At 58.0% G+C, this 17,994-nt stretch carries 16 protein-coding genes; 10 read left to right on the top strand and 6 right to left on the bottom strand.

The genetic code is table 11. From position 1 onward, the window contains the following. Nucleotides 1–316: 316 nt before the first annotated feature. Nucleotides 317–1,000, top strand: a complete 684-nt coding sequence (locus DNI29_RS08055; RefSeq protein ID WP_110977571.1) for a LamG domain-containing protein — start codon at nt 317–319, stop codon at nt 998–1,000. A 168-nt stretch (nt 1,001–1,168) separates the two neighbouring features. On the opposite strand, the gene DNI29_RS08050 is transcribed toward DNI29_RS08055, so the two are convergent. Beyond that, nucleotides 1,169–2,092, bottom strand: a complete 924-nt coding sequence (locus DNI29_RS08050) for a DUF808 domain-containing protein (RefSeq protein WP_110977570.1) — start codon at nt 2,090–2,092, stop codon at nt 1,169–1,171. A gap of 134 nt (nt 2,093–2,226) precedes the next feature. Next, nucleotides 2,227–4,317: a phosphate acetyltransferase gene (pta, locus tag DNI29_RS08045; RefSeq protein ID WP_110977569.1), complete on the bottom strand. Its 2,091-nt coding sequence runs from the start codon at nt 4,315–4,317 to the stop codon at nt 2,227–2,229. 351 nt (nt 4,318–4,668) lie between these two features. Here pta and DNI29_RS24905 point away from each other — a divergent pair, with 351 nt between their 5' ends. The 3 genes from DNI29_RS24905 (at nt 4,669) to DNI29_RS08030 (ending at nt 8,750) form a co-directional block, all read left to right on the top strand. After that, a complete protein-coding gene (locus tag DNI29_RS24905) occupies nt 4,669–6,147 on the top strand; it encodes a DNA/RNA non-specific endonuclease (RefSeq protein ID WP_110977568.1) in 1,479 nt (492 codons plus the stop codon). Between the two features lie 234 nt (nt 6,148–6,381). Next, entirely contained in the window at nt 6,382–7,545 is a 1,164-nt protein-coding gene (locus tag DNI29_RS08035) for an MFS transporter (protein WP_110977782.1), read from the top strand. 128 nt (nt 7,546–7,673) lie between these two features. Then, entirely contained in the window at nt 7,674–8,750 is a 1,077-nt protein-coding gene (locus DNI29_RS08030; RefSeq protein WP_110977567.1) for an AI-2E family transporter, read from the top strand. Nucleotides 8,751–8,848: 98 nt separating this feature from the next. Here the strand turns inward: DNI29_RS08030 and DNI29_RS25245 are convergent, their stop codons facing one another. The 4 genes from DNI29_RS25245 to rsmA form a co-directional block, all read right to left on the bottom strand. Continuing rightward, a complete protein-coding gene (locus DNI29_RS25245) occupies nt 8,849–9,736 on the bottom strand; it encodes a nuclease A inhibitor family protein (RefSeq protein WP_162303550.1) in 888 nt (295 codons plus the stop codon). Between the two features lie 177 nt (nt 9,737–9,913). Next, nucleotides 9,914–10,387 carry a transcription elongation factor GreA gene (greA, locus tag DNI29_RS08020; RefSeq protein ID WP_045688540.1) on the bottom strand — a complete coding sequence of 158 codons (474 nt, stop codon included), beginning with the start codon at nt 10,385–10,387 and terminating at the stop codon, nt 9,914–9,916. 140 nt (nt 10,388–10,527) lie between these two features. Then, nucleotides 10,528–11,469, bottom strand: a complete 942-nt coding sequence (locus tag DNI29_RS08015; protein WP_110977566.1) for an NAD(P)-dependent oxidoreductase — start codon at nt 11,467–11,469, stop codon at nt 10,528–10,530. Nucleotides 11,470–11,629: 160 nt separating this feature from the next. Then, nucleotides 11,630–12,415: a 16S rRNA (adenine(1518)-N(6)/adenine(1519)-N(6))-dimethyltransferase RsmA gene (gene rsmA / locus DNI29_RS08010; RefSeq protein ID WP_110977565.1), complete on the bottom strand. Its 786-nt coding sequence runs from the start codon at nt 12,413–12,415 to the stop codon at nt 11,630–11,632. 245 nt (nt 12,416–12,660) lie between these two features. Between rsmA and DNI29_RS08005 the strand changes: the two genes are divergently transcribed. From DNI29_RS08005 to plsX, 6 genes are all read left to right on the top strand, one after another. Further along, nucleotides 12,661–14,109 carry a leucyl aminopeptidase family protein gene (locus DNI29_RS08005; RefSeq protein WP_110977564.1) on the top strand — a complete coding sequence of 483 codons (1,449 nt, stop codon included), beginning with the start codon at nt 12,661–12,663 and terminating at the stop codon, nt 14,107–14,109. A 153-nt stretch (nt 14,110–14,262) separates the two neighbouring features. After that, nucleotides 14,263–15,315 carry a 4-hydroxythreonine-4-phosphate dehydrogenase PdxA gene (gene pdxA, locus DNI29_RS08000; protein ID WP_110977563.1) on the top strand — a complete coding sequence of 351 codons (1,053 nt, stop codon included), beginning with the start codon at nt 14,263–14,265 and terminating at the stop codon, nt 15,313–15,315. 292 nt (nt 15,316–15,607) lie between these two features. Further along, on the top strand, nt 15,608–15,976 hold the full coding sequence (locus tag DNI29_RS07995; protein ID WP_110977562.1) for a helix-turn-helix domain-containing protein: 369 nt from the start codon (nt 15,608–15,610) through the stop codon (nt 15,974–15,976). 77 nt (nt 15,977–16,053) lie between these two features. Next, nucleotides 16,054–16,593, top strand: coding sequence for a YceD family protein (locus tag DNI29_RS07990; protein WP_110977561.1), 540 nt, complete (start codon nt 16,054–16,056; stop codon nt 16,591–16,593). A 69-nt stretch (nt 16,594–16,662) separates the two neighbouring features. Further along, nucleotides 16,663–16,887, top strand: a complete 225-nt coding sequence (gene rpmF / locus DNI29_RS07985; RefSeq protein ID WP_110977560.1) for a 50S ribosomal protein L32 — start codon at nt 16,663–16,665, stop codon at nt 16,885–16,887. Nucleotides 16,888–17,023: 136 nt separating this feature from the next. Then, on the top strand, nt 17,024–17,965 hold the full coding sequence (gene plsX, locus DNI29_RS07980) for a phosphate acyltransferase PlsX (RefSeq protein ID WP_110977559.1): 942 nt from the start codon (nt 17,024–17,026) through the stop codon (nt 17,963–17,965). Nucleotides 17,966–17,994 lie beyond the last annotated feature (29 nt).

The raw sequence follows: 17,994 nt of genomic DNA, 5'->3' as shown, positions 1-17,994 counted from the left end.
CTCGTACCCAACGCCATGAAAAGCCATCAACAACCACGTCAATGCCTTGAGTGTGTGCCTAATGATGGCGAGCTGCTAAACTTCGCCCGCGTCATTGCTGGCTTCTTTATCATGAATAAACTGCTCTCCGAACCAATATCGGGAAGTGCGAACGGTACCTCGCCTACCCTTGTTTGCTCTGCCTAACCGAGAGAAAGCAGTATATTATGCAACTTAAGGCACAGAGCCCCAATAGGTTCAGGAGGCGGCTGTTGTGCACCTGTGGCGCTTAACCGGTGGACCTGCTTTCCTTTACTGATTGCCAATTAGCGTTCCGATGAAAAGTATTCTGCTCGCTTTTCAGTTGCTGGTAATCTGCTGCGCGGCTTTCGGGCAAACCACCCGGAAGGCCTACCCCCTAGCCAAAACCGACGGGCTACAGCCTATCCGTGTGCAGCTAAAGCAGGTCATTTATCAGGGCAAAACCGCCGTTATGGTCATTGATACGGCCCAAGGCATTACCTCGGAGCTTAAATACGCACGGCTTACCGACGCATCTTTTCACAACGGCACCATTGAAGTTGAGCTGGCCGGCAAACCTTCTGGCAAGGCAGGAGCAACGGCCCGAGGCTTTGTAGGCATTGCCTTCCGCATTACGGAGCAAAACACGGCCTTTGAGTGCATTTACCTGCGCCCCACCAACGGCCGGGCCGAAGACCAAGTGCGCCGTAACCACTCCGTGCAGTACATATCCTACCCCGACTACCCCTGGGAGAAGCTCCGCAAGGAAAGCCCAGAAAAGTATGAGTCTTATGTGGACTTAGAGGTAGGCAAATGGACTAAGGTGAAGATTATAGTGCAGGATGCTACTGCCCGGCTGTATGTGCACGGGGCCGACCAGCCTACCTTACTGGTGCTGGATTTAAAGCATGGCCCAGCTCAGCACGGCGGCATCGGCCTCTGGATTGGCTCCGGCACAGAAGCCTACTTCAGAAACCTCGTAGTCACTACCACGAAATAGGCCTCCACACATACTTCCCTACCCCCTGTTGGTATCAAATAGCTGCGGCTGCACCCTGAACGACGCAGTTATAAGCGCCGTCCATTATGCAGCCGCAGCTGAAGCCTTAACAAGCCCTGCACCGGGTCACTAACCAAGCTCACGGGCTTGCGCCAGCCGGTGTAGGCCTTATGCTTTGTTTGGCAATACTTTCTTCACCTGCCTTACTATCAGATCAATAAAGAAGCCCAGAATAAGTCCGCCTACCCCGCAGGCCAGCACCTTAGCCAGCCAGGCTACTGCCGGCATATTGGCCAACGCGTGTTCTAAATCGTGCAGTAAGTGGGCAGTAAACGGAATGCCGTGGGCAATGATTTCGGCCCCTACCCAGAGCATAGCAGCCGTGCCTACGTAGCTCAGAATCCGCAGGAAGTGGGGCATAAATTTTACGATACCCCGCCCGAATTTGCGCGTAGTCGGGCCGTAGTTTTCTCCCGCCAGGTGCAGGCCAATATCATCAGCTTTCACCAGCAAGCCCACAAAGCCATACACGGCCACGGTAATGAAAACCGCTACGGCCAGCATCACCAAAACTTGATTCAGAATCGGTTGGTCGGTTACCTGACTGTAGGCAATGGCCATAATTTCCGACGACAGAATAATATCGGTTCTAACGGCGCCGGCAACCCGCTCTTGCTCCAGTTCCTCCGGGGTAATGGCCTTTACCTGCTCACTTTCAGCATCTACCTCTGGGTGGCTGCTGAACATGGAATGCACCTTTTCATACCCCTCAAAGCAGAGATACGCGCCGCCTACCATCAGAATTGGGGTAATGGCCCAGGGCGCAAAGTATCCCAGCACCAAAGCCGCCGGACTCAGAATCAGGAGCTTGTTGATCAGGGACTTTTTGGCAATCTGGTAGATAATGGACAGCTCCCGGGAGGGGTCCAGGCCCACAACGTATTTGGGGGTAACCGCTGTATCATCGATTACAATGCCCGAAACCTTGCTGGTAGTTTTGGCAACCTGCGTGGGCACGTCATCGAGGCTGGCAGCGCTGACTTTTACCAACGCCGAAATATCATCTAGTAAAGCAAAAAATCCTGAAGGCATGTGGTGAAGGAAGGGCGGTGTTTCTGTTTGGGAAAGGTTGTACGTGTTTCTAGTTCCGATCAGGCGGCAAGCTACAGCAAAGCAAACGAGGTAGCTGCATTTTCCGCCACCTCCGTTACCCAAAGCCGTGCTCCCTACCCCTGCTGGCTTTGAATAGCCGTGATGACAACCGTGTTATACACGTCATCGACGGTGCAGCCGCGGCTGAGGTCGTTCACGGGTTTGTTGAGCCCCTGCAGCACCGGCCCGATGGCCAAGGCCCCGGTTTCGCGCTGTACGGCTTTGTAGGTATTGTTGCCGGTGTTCAGGTCGGGGAAGATGAGCACGCTGGCCTGGCCGGCCACTTCTGAGTCGGGCAGCTTCTGGCGGCCCACAATGGGGTCCACGGCGGCATCGTACTGAATGGGGCCGTCCACTTTCAGGTCGGGGCGCAACTGGCGGACCAACTCCGTGGCTTGGCGCACCTTCTCTACATCGGCCCCCGCCCCCGATGTGCCGGAGGAGTAAGACAGCATGGCAATGCGGGGCTCAATGCCGAAGGCCTGGCTGCTCTCGGCCGAGGAAATGGCAATTTCCGCGAGCTGCTCGGCCGTGGGGTTGGGGTTCACGGCGCAGTCGCCGAATACGGCTACGCGGTCGGGGAGGCACATAAAGAACACCGACGACACCACCGACACCCCGGGCTTGGTTTTGATGAACTGCAGGGCCGGCCGGATGGTGTGCTGGGTGGTATGCACCGCCCCCGACACCATGCCATCGGCGTGGCCCTGGTGCACCATCATGCTCCCGAAGTACGACACGTCGCGCATCATATCCCGAGCCATGTCCTCGTTCACGCCCTTGCTGCGGCGCAGCTCATAGAACGCCTGCACGTAGCTGGGGTAGTAATCGGAGTTTACCGGATCCAGCACCTGCAGATGCTCGCCTACGGGCAGGTTTAGGCCTAACCGCTTAGCCGACGCCGCTACCTCCTGGGGGTTGCCCAGAATGGTCAGGTCCACGATATCCTGGTGCAAGAGCAAGGCCGCGGCGCGCAGAATCCGGTCGTCGTTGCCCTCGGGCAACACAATGTGCTGGCGCTTCCGCTTGGCCCACTGCAGCAGCCGGTATTGGAACATGTGGGGCGTGATGCCCTCGGGCTGGTAGCTCACCATGCGCTCCTGCAGGGCGCGCACATCCACGTAGCGCTCAAAGGTTTGAATGGCCAGCTGAATCTTCTGGGGGTTGTCGGGCGAGATGCGCGACTTGATGGCTCCTACCCTTGTGCTCGTCTCGAAGGTGCCGGTGGGCACAGCCAAAATAGGCACTACCGTCTGCAGGCCTTCAATCAGGCGGCGCACCGGCTCCTCCGGCTCCGAGCCGGCCGTCAGCACAATGCCCGCCACCCGGGGGTAGCTGGCCGATAGGTTGGCCTGCAGCGCCCCAATAATGATGTCGCCCCGGTCGCCGGGGGTTACAATCAGCACGTTTTCCTTGAGGTAATTCAGGAAGTTGGGCAGCTGCATGGCCCCAATCACGTAGTTATCAACTTGGTTGCCCAGCTCCGCCTCGCCCAGCAGCAGCCTACCCCCCAGCCCCTCGTGAATCTCGCGCATGGTGGGGTGCAGCAAGTTTACATCTTCCGGAATGATAGCCAATAACACTTCCTCCGGCAGCTGGGTGCGCAGCAGCTCCCGCACGTCATCTACCTGCTCGGGCCGCACGCGGTTAGCCACGGCGGCCAGCACCTGCACCTCGCGGGCCTCGAAGCTGCGCAGCACGGTCAGCACGGTGCTAACTACTTGGGCCGTGGTTTTGCCCTCGCCCGAAACCACCATAATCACGGGCACGCCCAGGTTTTTGGCGATGGAAACGTTGGCATCGAACTCAAAGGCCGCGCCGGGCCCTACAAAGTCACTACCCTCCACTACCGTGAAATCGTACTGCTCTTCCAGCTGCTTGTACTTGTGAATGACAGTGTCAATCAGCTCGCCCTGGGCGTCAGCTTCCAGCAGGCGCAGGGCTTCGGGACGGGTGTAGGCAAAGGTATCTTCGTAAGCCAACGGGAGCTTGAAGTAGCTGAGCACCGTAGCAATGTGTGGGTCCTGGGGCTGGTCGCCGGCAATGATGGGCTTGAAGTAGCCAACCCGTTGGGCCTGGCCCAGCAGCAGATTTACCAGGCCCAGGGCCAGCACAGATTTGCCGCTGTACGGCTCGGCGGAGGCAATAAAGACGGTTTTGGTCATACCGAAACGGAGGTAGAGGCCAACTGCACCTAGGCGGCAGCGGGCATTTTCGGGGTAGAGTGGAGCTAGTGCCTACGCAGGCGGCCCGTGCAAGGATAAGACTCCTGCGCGGAATGGGAGCCGTAACTGCTGTCGTTTGGGCAATTTCCTGATTAGAATCATCCAAGTGCCGGGCCCCGCTGTACTCGCCTGCCAGGGTCAAGCACCATCTGATACTTCAGCAAAACGCTTCAATTTCTATATTCCGGCACATGAAATGCTTGGGCCCTAGCCCAACCGCAGTGGCGGCTGTTTCTCGTTCTTGCAGTGTACCAGTTCTGCTACCTTCGCCCGGCAGATTTCTTTTCTCTTATGCGTCGCTTCTCTCTCCCCCTGTTCTCCGGCCTCTTGCTCAGCCTTACGGCCCTGGGCTGCTCGCAAAACTCCCGCGAAACCTCCCGCCCCACCACCGCCCCTGGTGCCGACGCACCACCCGCCATTCCGCTAGAAACTGACGCAGCTGCTATAGTTCAGGGCGCCGGTCGCTTCCCCGAAACCTTTGAGGATGCCGACAAAGGCGCCTACGCCACCGCCGACGAAACCCTGACAACGGGCTCCTGGCATTTCGAAGATGCACTGATTGGCTCTTCGGATGAAGACCACAAAAACGGCCAGCACGCCGCCCGTCTGCGTGGCCAGGGCCGCCTGCGCATGAACTTCGACGCTCCCCGCGGCGTGCAGACCATCCGTATCAAAAGCGCGGCCTACGGCAACGACCCGGCTAGTACCTGGGAGTTGTGGGGCAGTGTGGATGGGGGCCGAAGCTTCCGCCGTATTGGGCAGCCCGTTAAGGTGCAGGGCCCGCGCCTGCTGACTACCACGTTTCAGGGCGGGGCCGCTAGTAGCCTACGCCTGGAAATCAGGAAGACCGACGGGGGCAAGGGCCGGCTGAACATTGATGATATTGCCCTGGAAATGGCCAGCGGCGCGGCCGCTTCGGGCGGTTCCGTTGCCACCACTCCTACCCCCACTCCAGCGCCCAAACCCTCCGGCAGTTCAGCCCCAGTGGCCAGCAGTCCGCAAGCCGGGCAGCGCGACGACAACATGGCGCTGGGCAACCCCAGCGGCGCGACGGCCAACGTGAACACGCCCACCAACTACCTGCTGGTGAAACCTCAGTTCACCATCGGCTACAACGCCCAGCGCGGCACGCCTACCTGGGTGAGCTGGCACCTGAGCCGGGCCTGGATGGGCGAAGCCCCGCGCCAGGATGACTTCCGCCCCGACCCCGCCCTACCCCGCCAGTTCTACCAGGTTACGCGCAACTCCTACTCGGGCTCCGGCTTCGACAAAGGCCACAACTGCCCCTCCGCCGACCGCACCACTGACCTCGACGACAACTCGGCTACCTTCCTGATGACGAACATGATTCCGCAGGCCGGCAACAACAACCAGCGCACCTGGAGCAGCCTGGAAGAGTGGACCCGCGACCAGGTGCGCCAGGGCCAGGAAGTCTATGTCATCATGGGCAGCTACGGCAAGGGCGGCACCGGCCAGAACGGCAAAATGACTACCATCGACCAGGGCCGCGTAACCGTGCCGGCCCGCGTCTGGAAGGTGCTCGTGATTCTGCCCGAAGGCACTAACGACATCCAGCGCATTGCCGCCGGCCAGGCCCGCATCGTGGCCGTAGATACGCCCAACGACCAGTCGGTGAGCCCCGACTGGAGCCGCTACCGCGTGAGTGTGGATGCCATTGAAGCCGCCTCGGGCCTCGACCTGCTCAGCAAGCTCCCCCTGGCCACCCAGGACCAGTTGGAAGCCCAGACAGATACCCGCCCAACCAAGTAGCCGGCTTGGCCTGGGCCGGGCTACCGGCGCGGCTATATCTCGGCAGCAACATCAGCAGGGGGTATGCGTACTACCGGGCATCCGGAAATTGTATTTCTACTTTCCTGATCTTTGCTCTGGGTACGCTTCCCACCGTGCTCATTCTTGCTCCTATCCTGCTGCGCATCTCCCACCCATCATGCCCTTAACCAGGGGCTGATGGGTGTTTTTTTGATCTTCCTATTCCCCTTCTATATGCTGACTCAAGCGTTTTCTACCCCGCAGTTGCGCTCCAGGCGCACGCACCGGATAGCCGTTGGTGTTTCCTTCCTGCTGCAGGGTTTATGCTTTTCCACCTGGGCGGCACGCATCCCCACGGTGCAGCAGCAGCTTGGTCTTTCTGATACCGAATTGGGCGGAGTGCTGCTGGCTGTGCCTGTGGGCTCTATGGCTTCCTTGCCGTTGTCGGGGTGGTTGGTAGCGCGCTACGGCAGCCGGCTGCTGACGGTGCTGGGCTTATTGCTGTACGCCTCCTTCTTACCCCTGCTCGGGCTGGCAACCTCTGTGCCGTTACTACTGGGGGCCTTGGTATTGTTTGGGCTGGCCAGCAACATGGCCAACATCAGCATTAATACCCAGGCCGTGGGCGTAGAAGGCCTGTATGGCAAGTCTATTATGGCCAGCTTCCATGGGCTCTGGAGCCTAGCAGGTTTTGCCGGAGCTGCCATCGGCTCCTTCATGATTGCCCACCATATTGCACCCCTGCCCCACTTCCTGCTGATGGCTGCTGTGGTAATTGGAGGAGTACTGGTAGCCCGGCCCTACCTGCTGCCCGCCGATGCACCACGGGAAGCTGACGCCCCCATCTTCGTGCTGCCCGATAAATCACTGCTCCTACTAGGAGTACTGGCTTTCTGCTCTTTGCTCTGCGAGGGCACCATGTTCGACTGGAGCGGGGTATACTTCCGCAAGGTGATTCAGGCCGACAACGACCTGGTGGGGGTAGGCTTTGCAGCCTTCATGAGCACCATGGCCGCCGGCCGCTTTGTGGCCGACTGGTTTACCGACCGGTTTGGCCGCCGGCGCACTTTAGTACTGAGTGGTTTGCTGGAAGCCATTGGGCTTGCCTTGGCGGTGGGGTTCCCGAGCCTTATTCCGGCCACGCTGGGTTTTATGCTGGTGGGCCTGGGCGTATCGTCGGTGGTACCACTGGTGTACGGGGCGGCGGGGCGCTCCAAAACAATGTCGCCGGGGGTAGCGCTGGCGGCAGTTTCCACGGTAGGCTTCGCGGGTTTTCTGCTGGGGCCGCCCGTTATTGGCCTGGTAGCAGGTGCTACCAGTCTGCGCGTATCGTTCGGACTTATTGCTCTAATGGGACTGGCGGTGGCTGGGTTGGCGCGGCGCTCGGGGGTAGAGTAAAGAAAAGCCCAAGGTGACTAACAGGGCAGACAACCTGGCCATCTTTCATTAGAACTTCTATATATAGTTACCGGTTCTAAAGGCAAGGCTTCTCCTTTTCTCATTCGCCTACCTCTTAGACCGCCTGTATGTCTTCCCTGCCCGATACCAACATTTATACGCCACGCCAGCAGTACGTGCTGCTGATTTTGTGCCTGGTGGGCATTAGCGTGCTGATTCTGGTAGGGCTAGGCAGCTACATTACGGCGTTCTTAGGCGCTGGCATTCTGTTCGTGGTATTTCGGCCGTGGTTTGTGGCGTTGGTACACCGGCGGGGCTGGAACCGGCAGTTGGTAACGGTGGGGCTGCTGGTGTTTGCTTTCGTGGTGATTATCCTGCCCTTCATGGCGCTGAGCCTGATGCTGGTAGACCGCATCCGCTTTTATGGCCAGGACACCAGCCAGATTATGGCGGTGCTGCACAAAATTGAGCAGAAAACCGGCTACACCTTCACCAACGAGCAAAGCGTCCGGACGCTGTTGCAGCAAGCTGTCAGCTGGCTGAGCCAGCGGCTGCCGTCCCTGGCCAGTGGGCTGCTGCACTTCACGGTTATCATTGGCCTGATGCTGTTCACGCTGTACTTCATGTTTACCCAGGAAGCTGGCTTTCTGCGCGGACTGCGGCGCTACCTCCCCTTCCGCCCCAGTACCCTGCATGAGCTCGGTGACTCGCTGAAAAACAACGTGAATGCCAACGTGCTCGGCCAGGCCCTCATTGCTCTGGTCCAGGCCATCCTGACGGGCGTTACCCTCCGGATTTTCGGTGTACCCGATTCTACATTCTGGGGGGTGGTAGCCTTTTTTCTGGCTTTTATTCCGGTGCTCGGCACACCGCTGGTGTGGGGGCCGGCGGCTATCATCAAGCTGGCCCAGAATCAGACCACCCAGGGCGTAGGCATTCTGCTCGTGGGGGTCATCATTATCATGAACATTGATAACCTGCTGCGCATCCTGCTGGCCAAGCGCATCGGCGACATCCACCCCCTGATTACGCTGGCTGGGGTAGTGCTGGGCGTAAACATCTTCGGCATTCTGGGCCTGGTGCTGGGCCCGCTGCTCCTCTCCTACTTCATCGTGCTCATCAAAGTATTCGAGCGCGAAAACCGAATTCGTCAGCGCCTAAGGTCCGGCAAGACCGAACAGAACCTGCTGCCGCCTGCCAGCTAAGGTGTCCTGTTGAAAAACTCTCTACCCCCTGTATAAGCACAAACGGTCGACTTTATAGGCGAAGTCGACCGTTTGTACAACGCGCGATGCTGCTGGGCTTAGGTTTCCGTCAGCACGGTTTTAAAGCCGGCCAGCTTACCGCCTTCAGCCTCGCCGAGCACCAGCACGGGTACCTGTGGGCCGCTGCCGAAGCGGTACACCTGCACCTCATTCAGTTCCTGCTTCAGGTACATCTGTAGGGCCTTGAATCGATTAGCTAGCTCTGTATTGCCAAGCACCCCATCGTCGGCGGTGTGGTTGCGCAGGAAATAAGTCAACTCCTGCTTTTCTACCTTGGTGCCGGGCGCTACCCCCGCCAGTTGGGCCAGGGCATCATTGGTTAGACGGCCAGCGGGGGCGGCGTAGCTCACCGGCTCCAGCGCCGCCTCCGATTCGCTCATATACACCAAGCCTTGGGTTAGCTGCTGCAACTGGCTTAGGGTGGCATCGGCGCTTGTAGCGGGGGTAGCTGCCGCGCTAGCTTCGGTGGTTTCGCGGCCGCCTTTGGTATCCTGGGGAGCCAGGGCCGCAGCCGCCGAACCGGTGTCGGCAGCGGGTACCTGCGCGGAAATGGCAGCAGCCAACTCTTTCATGCGCTCCTCCGCCACCTTAATCTTGGGGTTGGCGAAGTTCATGTCCGACACGTTGTTCATCGGAATCAGATGAATGTGGGCGTGCGGTACTTCCAGCCCGATAACGGCTACCCCAATGCGGCGGCACGGCACGGCCGCGCGCACGCCTTTGGCCACGCGCTGGGCAAACTGGTGCAAAGCGGCCAACTCGGCTGGCGGCAAGTCGAAAATGTAATCGGTTTCCTTTTTCGGAATAACCAGCGTGTGACCTTCAACCAGGGGCGTGATATCCAGAAACGCCAAATGGTGGTCGTCCTCAGCTACCTTGTACGCGGGTAGCTCGCCGGAAACGATACGGGAGAAAATGGAAGGCATGAGGTGAGATGGTGAGGTAGTGAAAAGGCGAATGGTTGGCTGAACCCCGACGTTTAATACTACGCGGTACTTCGAGGCTTCAAAGTACGCGGCAAAACGCAAAAGGGCGAAGCCGGTCAGCTTCGCCCTTTTATTGAGTTCATGAAATTCAGAAACTCACCATTGCACCACCTCGCCCTAGCGGCTGATTTCCAGAATCTGGAACTGCAGCTTGCCAGCCGGCACGGTAATTTCGGCCGTATCGCCGGCCGATTTGCCCAGCAGACCTTTGCCAATCGGCGACTTCACCGAAATTTTGCCGGCGGCCAGGTTAGCTTCTTCCTCGGCCACCAGGGTGTAGTCGAGGACCATGTTATTTTTCAGGTTTTTCAGCTTCACTTTGCTCATGATGAGCACCTTACTGGTATCCAGGTTCGACTCGTCAAGCAGACGGGCGTTGCCTACAATTTCTTCCAGCTTGGAGATTTTCAGTTCGAGCAGGCCCTGAGCTTCCTTGGCCGCGTCGTACTCAGCATTTTCGCTCAGGTCGCCTTTGTCACGGGCTTCGCGCAGGTCATCAGCTGCTTTGGCCCGGCCGCGGATTTTCAGGTCCTGAAGCTCATCTTTCAGCTTCTGAAGACCTTCCGGAGTGTAATAGTTGATAGTAGCCATGGTGGGGTGATGTAAGCTCAAAAAACAAGGAGAACGGCCAGCGCGGCTGGCCGTTCTCCCCGAACAGGTTTAGGCAAATATACGAAATGCGGGGAAATAATGCGCGCTTCCTGTCCAGCGGCCTACCCCGGAATCTGCCGCTATCGGCTCATAAACTCGCGCAGCTTACGGGCCAGCACCTGATTGATGCGCTCATAGCTCTGGAAGCTCCAGCCACCCACATGCGGCGAAAGCACCACGTTGGGGGCAGTGCGCAGGTAATCGAAACGGGCTTGCTGCTCGGGGCTGAGGGTAGCCAGCTTTTCATTTTCGAGCACATCCAGGGCGGCCCCGCGCAACTGGCCGGTTTGCAGCCGCTGGACCAGGGCTGCGTGGTCGAGCACTTCGCCGCGGGCAGTGTTCAGCAGCCACAACGCGTTCCGAAAACCCGCCAAAAGCTCTTCGTTCACGAAGTGGTGGTTGGCTGGCGAATAGGGAATGTGAATGCTTAGCACTTCAGCCCGCGCCTGCAGTTCCGGCAGGCTCACGAGGGTAGCGTGGTGGTTGGCTTCCACATTGGGGTCATGGTCGTAGGCTAGCACGGTGCAGTCGAAGGCCTGCAGGCGCTTTGCAAAGGCCTTACCCATATGCCCATAGCCCAGCAGTCCAATAGTTTTGCCCCCCACCTCTTCGCCCCGGTTGGCTTCCCGCTTCCACTCCCCGGCGCGTACCTCCCGGTCGGCGCGCACAATGTTGCGAAACAGGGCCAGCAGCAGCCCCACGGCGTACTCCCCTACCGCGTCGCGGTTGCCTTCCGGCGCATTGAGCAGCGTTACGCCCGCCGCAGCCAGGGCTTCTTCATCAATATTATCAACTCCGGCCCCGGCCCGGCACACGTAGCGTAAGGAGGGGCCGTGGGCTAACAACTCGGAGGTTACGCGCACTTTGGAGCGCACGATCAGCCCCTCGTAAGAATGCGCGGCCAGAGCAACTGGCACTTCGGCGGCCTTCAGGTCAGGGCGGTAGTGGAGTTCTACCCCCACTTCCTGCAGTAAGTCCGGCAAGCCGGGATGCATTTCGTCAATTACTAAGCAAAGGCTCATCAGCAGACAAAAAACAGTTAAAGAAGTTCTGCTTGCCAGAGGTAGTGCCTGCTGGCAATTGCAGCAACGGATGCTGCTATTTCGGTTCCGGAAGGCGAGCCCAGCCACTTACTGGCTCGATATGATTGACAAAGAGGCCTAGCCCGGAACAGTACTTAGCTTACTGCCGGGCTTGCTCCACGCGCTGCGTGAGGCCCACGAAATCCTGCACGCTAAGCTGCTCGGCCCGCTTGTCGAAAATCGGGTCGGTGGTAGCTTCGGGGGGTAGGCCGAAGGGTTTAAGGGCATTGCGCAGGGTTTTGCGGCGGGTCTGGAAAGCCTGCTTCACCACCTGAAAAAACAGCTTTTCGTCGCAGGCCAGCTGCTCGGTTTTGTTGCGGGTAAGGCGAATGACGGCCGACTGTACCTTGGGCGGCGGGTTGAATACGTGCGGGGGCACCGTGAACAGGTACTCAATGTCGTAGAAGGCCTGCAGCAGCACGCTCAGGATGCCGTAGGTTTTGGTGCCCGGCCCCTCGGCCAAGCGGTCGGCTACTTCCTTCTGAATCATGCCCACACACTCGCGCACCTGTTGGCGGTGAGCCAGCACCTGGAAATAAATCTGGGAGCTGATGTTGTAAGGGAAGTTGCCGATAATGCTGATTGGCTGGCCTTCGTAGAGCTTCCCTAGGTCCATCTTCAGAAAATCCTGAGAGTAGATCCGGCCCTGCAGCGCGGGGTAGTGCTTGCCCAAGTACTCCACCGATTCCCGGTCGATTTCCACTACCGAGGTCCGGTACTCGGGGTGCTGAATGAGCGTTTGGGTCAGTACGCCCATCCCCGGCCCGATTTCCAGCACTTCCGCTACCCCATCGGGCAGGCGCAAGGCCTCCACAATGTTGCGGGCAATGTTGGGGTCGGTGAGGAAGTGTTGCCCGAGGTGCTTTTTGGCTTTAACGGAATCCATGTACAGGGAGGGGGTAGGTGGCTGAAGACAGCAGGATAGGGTACTGAATAAAGGTCGGTTGGAAGTAAGGTTCACGGCTTAGTCCGCTTCCGACTAGTACCGCTTCAATTCACTTTCCTCTTCCGGCCTACTAGCAACTACGTGCTACCTGTTACCTTCACGCCCAAAGATACGCGGGCTGCTGCCGTTTCTCCGTGCTTAGGTTCCGGGGAGAGGTAGCCGCTGGCTTTACTCGACCCTGCTCTATGCCTTTATCACTCGCCTACGCCACGGATTTCCCTTCCTTCGCGGACACTGTGTTCATCTTGCCCGCCGGTACTACTGAGCTCCCCATTAGCGCCGCCGCCGACCTGCCCGAGCCCGCCCGCCAATACGTGGCCGACCAGTTGGCAGCCGGTGAGAAGCTCCTGGGCATCAACCAATACACCCACCGCCATTACTATGTAGTGGCCGAAACTAAGAAGACGGCCGACCTCACCGCGGAAGCTCTTCGCAAGGCCGGTCATCAGCTGCACGCCCGGCTGAAAGCCGACAAGGTACCCGAACTATTCATCAACGACCTCACCGGCACCGGGGCCCTACCCCTCGCCGAAGGTTTAGCACTCACGGCCTATCAGTTTGAAGGCTATAAGACCGACGAGAAATCGAAAAAAGCACCCGACCTCCAGCTTCTGACCTTGGTTGGCCCTGAACTGACCGCCGAGAAAGTGCAAGAGCTCGACAACGTGTTGCAGGGCGTGTACCTGGCCCGCGACTTGGTAAACATGCCTTACAACTACCTCAATGCCACTCAGCTGGCTCAGCGCTTCCAGGAAGCCGGGGAGGTAGCTGGTTTTCATGTAGAAGTGCTGGACCTGGTGCGCATTGAGGCCCTACGCATGGGCGGCCTTCTGGCCGTAAATCAGGGTAGCCCCGAGCCACCAACCTTCTCTATTATGGAGTACAAGCCCGAGGGTGCTACAAACACGAAACCTATTGTACTGGTAGGCAAAGGGGTAGTGTTTGACACCGGCGGACTTAGCCTCAAGCCCACGCCCAACAGCATGGATTTGATGAAGTGCGACATGGCCGGCTCGGCGGTGGTAGTAGGTGTATTATCGGCGCTGGCCAAAAACCGGGTTCCTCTGCACGTCATCGGGTTGGTGCCCGCCACCGATAACCGCCCCGGCGGCCCCGCCCTGGCCCCCGGCGACGTTATTACCATGTATAGCGGCCTTACCGTGGAGGTAATGAATACCGACGCAGAGGGTCGCCTGATTCTGGCTGATGCCCTGGCTTTCGCCAAAAAGTACGAGCCCGAGCTGGTGCTCGACTTTGCTACTCTCACTGGGTCGGCCGCCCGGGCTATTGGTATCGAGGGCATCGTGTGCATGGGCACTGCCGAAGAAGGAACTCTCAGTGCTCTCAAAAAAGCCGGCAATGCTACCCATGAGCGTCTGGTGGAGTTTCCTCTCTGGGATGAATACGCCGACCATATCAAAAGCAGCATTGCCGACATTAGCAACCTGGGCAAAGCTGAGGCTGGCGCCATTTCGGCCGGTAAGTTCCTGGAGCGCTTTACCGAAGGCTACCCCTGGGTTCACTTCGATATTGCTGGTCCTGCCTTCCTCACCGCCCCCGATTCCTACCGCGGCAAAGGCGGCACCGGAACAGCCGTACGTCTTACGTATGAGTTTTTGAAAAATCGGGTGTAGAGCTTCCGCTCGTCTTCCTGCGCATTTGGTGTGCCAAGTCCACAACGCGAGGGCTCTGCATTAACTCCTACCCCCCTATGGTGGTTAGAGCTAGGTAAGCTGATAAGTGAACCCCTACCCCCCTCCTCTTCCCTCATTCCCTAATTACCTTCCATGCTTCCACGCATTGGCATTTCCGTCGGCGACCTGGCCGGCATTGGGCCGGAAATTATTTATAAAACGTTTCTCGATCAGCGCCTGCTGAAGTTCTGCACGCCTGTGGTGTATGGTACTGCTACGGTACTGTTCGATGATTTTCCGGCCGACGCAACCCACGAGCCCCTTACCTTCCGCCAAGTGCGCGAAGCAGCCGATATTGCCCCAGGCAAGCACAACGCCGTAACGTGCTGGGATGAGGACTTCACCCTCACGCCCGGCCAACCCAGCCAGGCTAGTGGCGCCGCCGCTCGTCAGAGCCTGCTTGCCGCCGCCCGCGACCTGAAAGCTGGTCTGCTCGATGCTCTGGTTACCGCGCCTATCAGCAAGGAAAATACCCAGGCCGACGACTTCCGCTACCCCGGCCATACCGAGTTCCTGACTGCTTTCTTTGAGTCCAAGGAAAGTCTGATGCTGCTGGCCAGTGAAGACCTGCGCGTAGCCACCGTCACCGGCCATATTCCGCTCAAGGATGTGCCCAGCCGCGTAACGCGCGAGCTGCTGACTACTAAGCTGCGCATCTTAGTTGATTCCTTAAAACAGGATTTTGGTATCGAGAAGCCGCGCGTAGCGGTATTGGGCCTCAACCCACACGCCGGCGAGAAAGGCCTGCTGGGTACCGAAGAAGCTGACGTAGTAACCCCCATACTGCAGCAATTTCAGGAAGAAGGGCACCTAGTTTATGGTCCTTTCCCTGCCGATGGATATTTCGGCACCGGCCAGTTCCGCCAGTTCGATGCTACCCTTTCCCTCTACCACGATCAGGGCCTGATTCCGTTCAAGACGCTGGCCTTTGAGCGCGGCGTGAACTTTACGGCCGGCCTACCCGTCATTCGCACCTCGCCCGACCATGGTACCGCCTATGGCCTGGCCGGGCAGTATAAAGCCGATGAAACCTCTTTCCGGGAAGCGCTTTACATGGCTTGTGACCTAGTGCGCAAGCGGAAGGCCCTAGCAGAAATTAAGCCTCTCATTCCCGGGCCGGCGCCACGCGGCGGCCGCCACGAGTAAGCTCACAAAAGTTTTCCCACTGGATAGCTTAAAATTTGGGATGGGGTAGCCCTCATTGACGAGTCAATGAGGGCTACCCCATCCCATTTATTTATATAGGGTGCTCACACTCTGAATATCACCTGCATCATTCAGCCTCAGGCAGAAATCCTCTGCATCTGAATTGCTGCACAAAAAGAAAACATTCTTTTCAAAATCGAAATTTACTTTGCTGTTTTAAAATCAGTCTGTACATTTGCAGCCGTAATCAGCGGAGCCGTTTTCGGTTCCGTTTTGCTTTCTACCTCCTTTCATGACGCTGACTACCCCTTCTGATTACCGCACTGCCCTCCGCCGCCTCGACGCGCTGGTAGCCGCTGGTATTGAGGGCAACGCCACGCTAGAAGCGGAGTTTCGGGAGCTGATTACCGCCCTGGATACCTACGAGAGCAAGCTGGGTCTCCTACCCATCCCCAACCTGCCAACCTCTCTGGCCGAGATGATTGAGCTAAAGCGCCAACAAATGCGCCTTAAGCAGAAAGATCTGGCTGAGCTACTGGAGGTACCGGCTGGGCGCCTTTCACAAATCCTAAATGGCAAGCGGCGCGTAACCCTTGATTTAGCCAAGCGGCTGTATGAGCGGCTCGGTATTCCGTCAGACTTTATTCTGAAAAACGCCTAGACGGCTACCCTAACCCCGCATCTGCTTTTACAAACCGGGCAAAACTTTCTACTTTTGCCCCCTGCTACAAACTAGCCGTGAAGAAGGACTCGCAATACGACATTAACATTGCCAAGCTGGCCGACAAAACGCACCACTTCGCGTTTGACCTGGACAAAGCCTTTTTTGAGCAGTTTGACCAGCAGCTTATCCCCGATGGCCAGGTGCACGCCGATGTAACCCTGACCAAAACCGACCGGCTTATCACCGTTGATTTCGACCTGCACGGCACCGTGCGTCAAATCTGCGACCGAAGCCTGGACGAATACGACCAGGAGGTAGAAGCGCAGGAGCAATTGCTGGTACGCTTCGGCGACCAGAATTTGGAGCTGGACGACAACGTGCTGCAAATCACGCCTGATACCCAGACCCTACCCCTAGCCCAACACCTGTTCGATTATATCGGTCTTTCTCTGCCCATGAAGAAGCTGCACCCGCGCTTCCAGGACGAGCCCGATGAAAACCCTGAGGCCGATGCCAAGCTCATCTTTACTACCCGCCAGGAAGGCGAAGATGATGAGGATGACGACAATGATGGCATTGACCCGCGCTGGAATGCGCTGCGCAACCTCAACTAGACGAGCGCACCTCCGCTGACTTCCGTTTGTAAATTTTCTCTTTGCTTTTAATCACCCCTTTTTTTAACCATGGCACATCCTAAGCGCCGGACCTCCTCCGCAACCCGTGACAAGCGTCGTAGCCACTACAAACTGACCCCGAAAGCTGTTTCGGTTTGCTCTACCACCGGTGAGCTGCACCTGCGTCACAAAGCCTATGTAGTTGACGGCGACCTGTACCTGAACGGTAAAGTAGCCATTAAGGACTACGCTCCCGTAACTGCTCCTGCCGCCACCGACAACGACGACGAATAGTCACCCGTTAGCGGCTTACCCGCTTTGCGGTGCGGCCTGGCATATGCGCCCCCAGCTTCTCTGCTGTTAAAAGCAAGGCTGGGGGTGTAGTGGCCGCCACAAAGTTTCTCTCCCGGACCTCTTTGATTTCCCGTTCATGAAGATAGCCCTGGACGCAATGGGGGGCGATTTCGCACCTCAGGCCGCCGTCGATGGGGCCGTACTGGCCACCAAAGCGCTGGCCGGCAAGGCCCAGATTGTGCTCATCGGCCAGGAAGATGCTGTGCGCCCCTTGCTGGCACAGCACGGCCATGACGCTGCCGACCTGCAGGTAGTACCCGCTTCGCAAATCATTGAGATGGGCGAGCATCCCGCTAAAGCATATCAGCAGAAGCAGGATTCCAGCATTGCCGTAGGCTACCGCCTGCTGGCAACCGGTGAGGTAGAAGCGTTCTGCTCTGCTGGCAACACCGGTGCCATGCTAGTAGGCGCTATGTTCAGCGTGAAAGCGGTTCCCGGCGTGATGCGTCCGGCCATTGCCAACTTTGTTCCGAAGCTGCACGGGGGCATGGGCATTATGCTCGATGTAGGAGCTAATGCGGAATGCAAACCCGAAATGCTGGAGCAGTTCGGAGAATTAGGTTCTTTGTATGCCCAATACGTACTCGGAATTGAGAAGCCCAAAGTGGGTCTCATGAATCTGGGAGAAGAAGAAGGCAAAGGAACTGCTATTACCCAGGCTGCGCACCAGTTGCTGAAAGTGAACCCACATATTCACTTTATTGGCAACATTGAGGGTCGCGACCTGTTCAATGATAAAGCCGACGTGATTGTCTGCGACGGCTTTACGGGCAACGTGGTGCTGAAAATGGCAGAGTCGGTGTACGACATCATTGCCGAAAAGAATATCCACGACCCCTTCCTCGACAAATTTAACTACGAAGCTGTGGGTGGGTCTCCCATCCTGGGCATCAACGACAACGCCATTATCGGGCACGGCGTGAGCACGCCCTTGGCCATCTGCAACATGCTGCTGCAAGGCTACCAAATGGCTAGCTCTGGCATCGCCGACCAGATAAAAAACACCTTCAAGTCCTAAGGGCAACTATGAGTCCGGCCGCTGAGCCG

This window comes from Hymenobacter sediminis (assembly GCF_003231285.1).
GTDB lineage: Bacteria > Bacteroidota > Bacteroidia > Cytophagales > Hymenobacteraceae > Hymenobacter > Hymenobacter sediminis.
This window is presented reverse-complemented; position numbering and strand designations above follow the sequence as displayed.

Excerpts from the sequence above, each read along its gene's own strand:
- pdxA (WP_110977563.1), top strand. The coding sequence starts at position 14,263 with ATGCTTCCACGCATTGGCATTTCCGTCGGCGACCTGGCCGGCATTGGG.
- pta (WP_110977569.1), bottom strand. The coding sequence starts at position 4,317 with ATGACCAAAACCGTCTTTATTGCCTCCGCCGAGCCGTACAGCGGCAAA.
- DNI29_RS08030 (WP_110977567.1), top strand. The coding sequence starts at position 7,674 with ATGTCTTCCCTGCCCGATACCAACATTTATACGCCACGCCAGCAGTAC.
- plsX (WP_110977559.1), top strand. The coding sequence starts at position 17,024 with ATGAAGATAGCCCTGGACGCAATGGGGGGCGATTTCGCACCTCAGGCC.
- DNI29_RS07995 (WP_110977562.1), top strand. The coding sequence starts at position 15,608 with ATGACGCTGACTACCCCTTCTGATTACCGCACTGCCCTCCGCCGCCTC.
- DNI29_RS08015 (WP_110977566.1), bottom strand. The coding sequence starts at position 11,469 with ATGAGCCTTTGCTTAGTAATTGACGAAATGCATCCCGGCTTGCCGGAC.
- greA (WP_045688540.1), bottom strand. The coding sequence starts at position 10,387 with ATGGCTACTATCAACTATTACACTCCGGAAGGTCTTCAGAAGCTGAAA.
- rpmF (WP_110977560.1), top strand. The coding sequence starts at position 16,663 with ATGGCACATCCTAAGCGCCGGACCTCCTCCGCAACCCGTGACAAGCGT.
- DNI29_RS08005 (WP_110977564.1), top strand. The coding sequence starts at position 12,661 with ATGCCTTTATCACTCGCCTACGCCACGGATTTCCCTTCCTTCGCGGAC.
- DNI29_RS08035 (WP_110977782.1), top strand. The coding sequence starts at position 6,382 with ATGCTGACTCAAGCGTTTTCTACCCCGCAGTTGCGCTCCAGGCGCACG.
- DNI29_RS25245 (WP_162303550.1), bottom strand. The coding sequence starts at position 9,736 with ATGCCTTCCATTTTCTCCCGTATCGTTTCCGGCGAGCTACCCGCGTAC.
- rsmA (WP_110977565.1), bottom strand. The coding sequence starts at position 12,415 with ATGGATTCCGTTAAAGCCAAAAAGCACCTCGGGCAACACTTCCTCACC.
- DNI29_RS08055 (WP_110977571.1), top strand. The coding sequence starts at position 317 with ATGAAAAGTATTCTGCTCGCTTTTCAGTTGCTGGTAATCTGCTGCGCG.
- DNI29_RS08050 (WP_110977570.1), bottom strand. The coding sequence starts at position 2,092 with ATGCCTTCAGGATTTTTTGCTTTACTAGATGATATTTCGGCGTTGGTA.
- DNI29_RS24905 (WP_110977568.1), top strand. The coding sequence starts at position 4,669 with ATGCGTCGCTTCTCTCTCCCCCTGTTCTCCGGCCTCTTGCTCAGCCTT.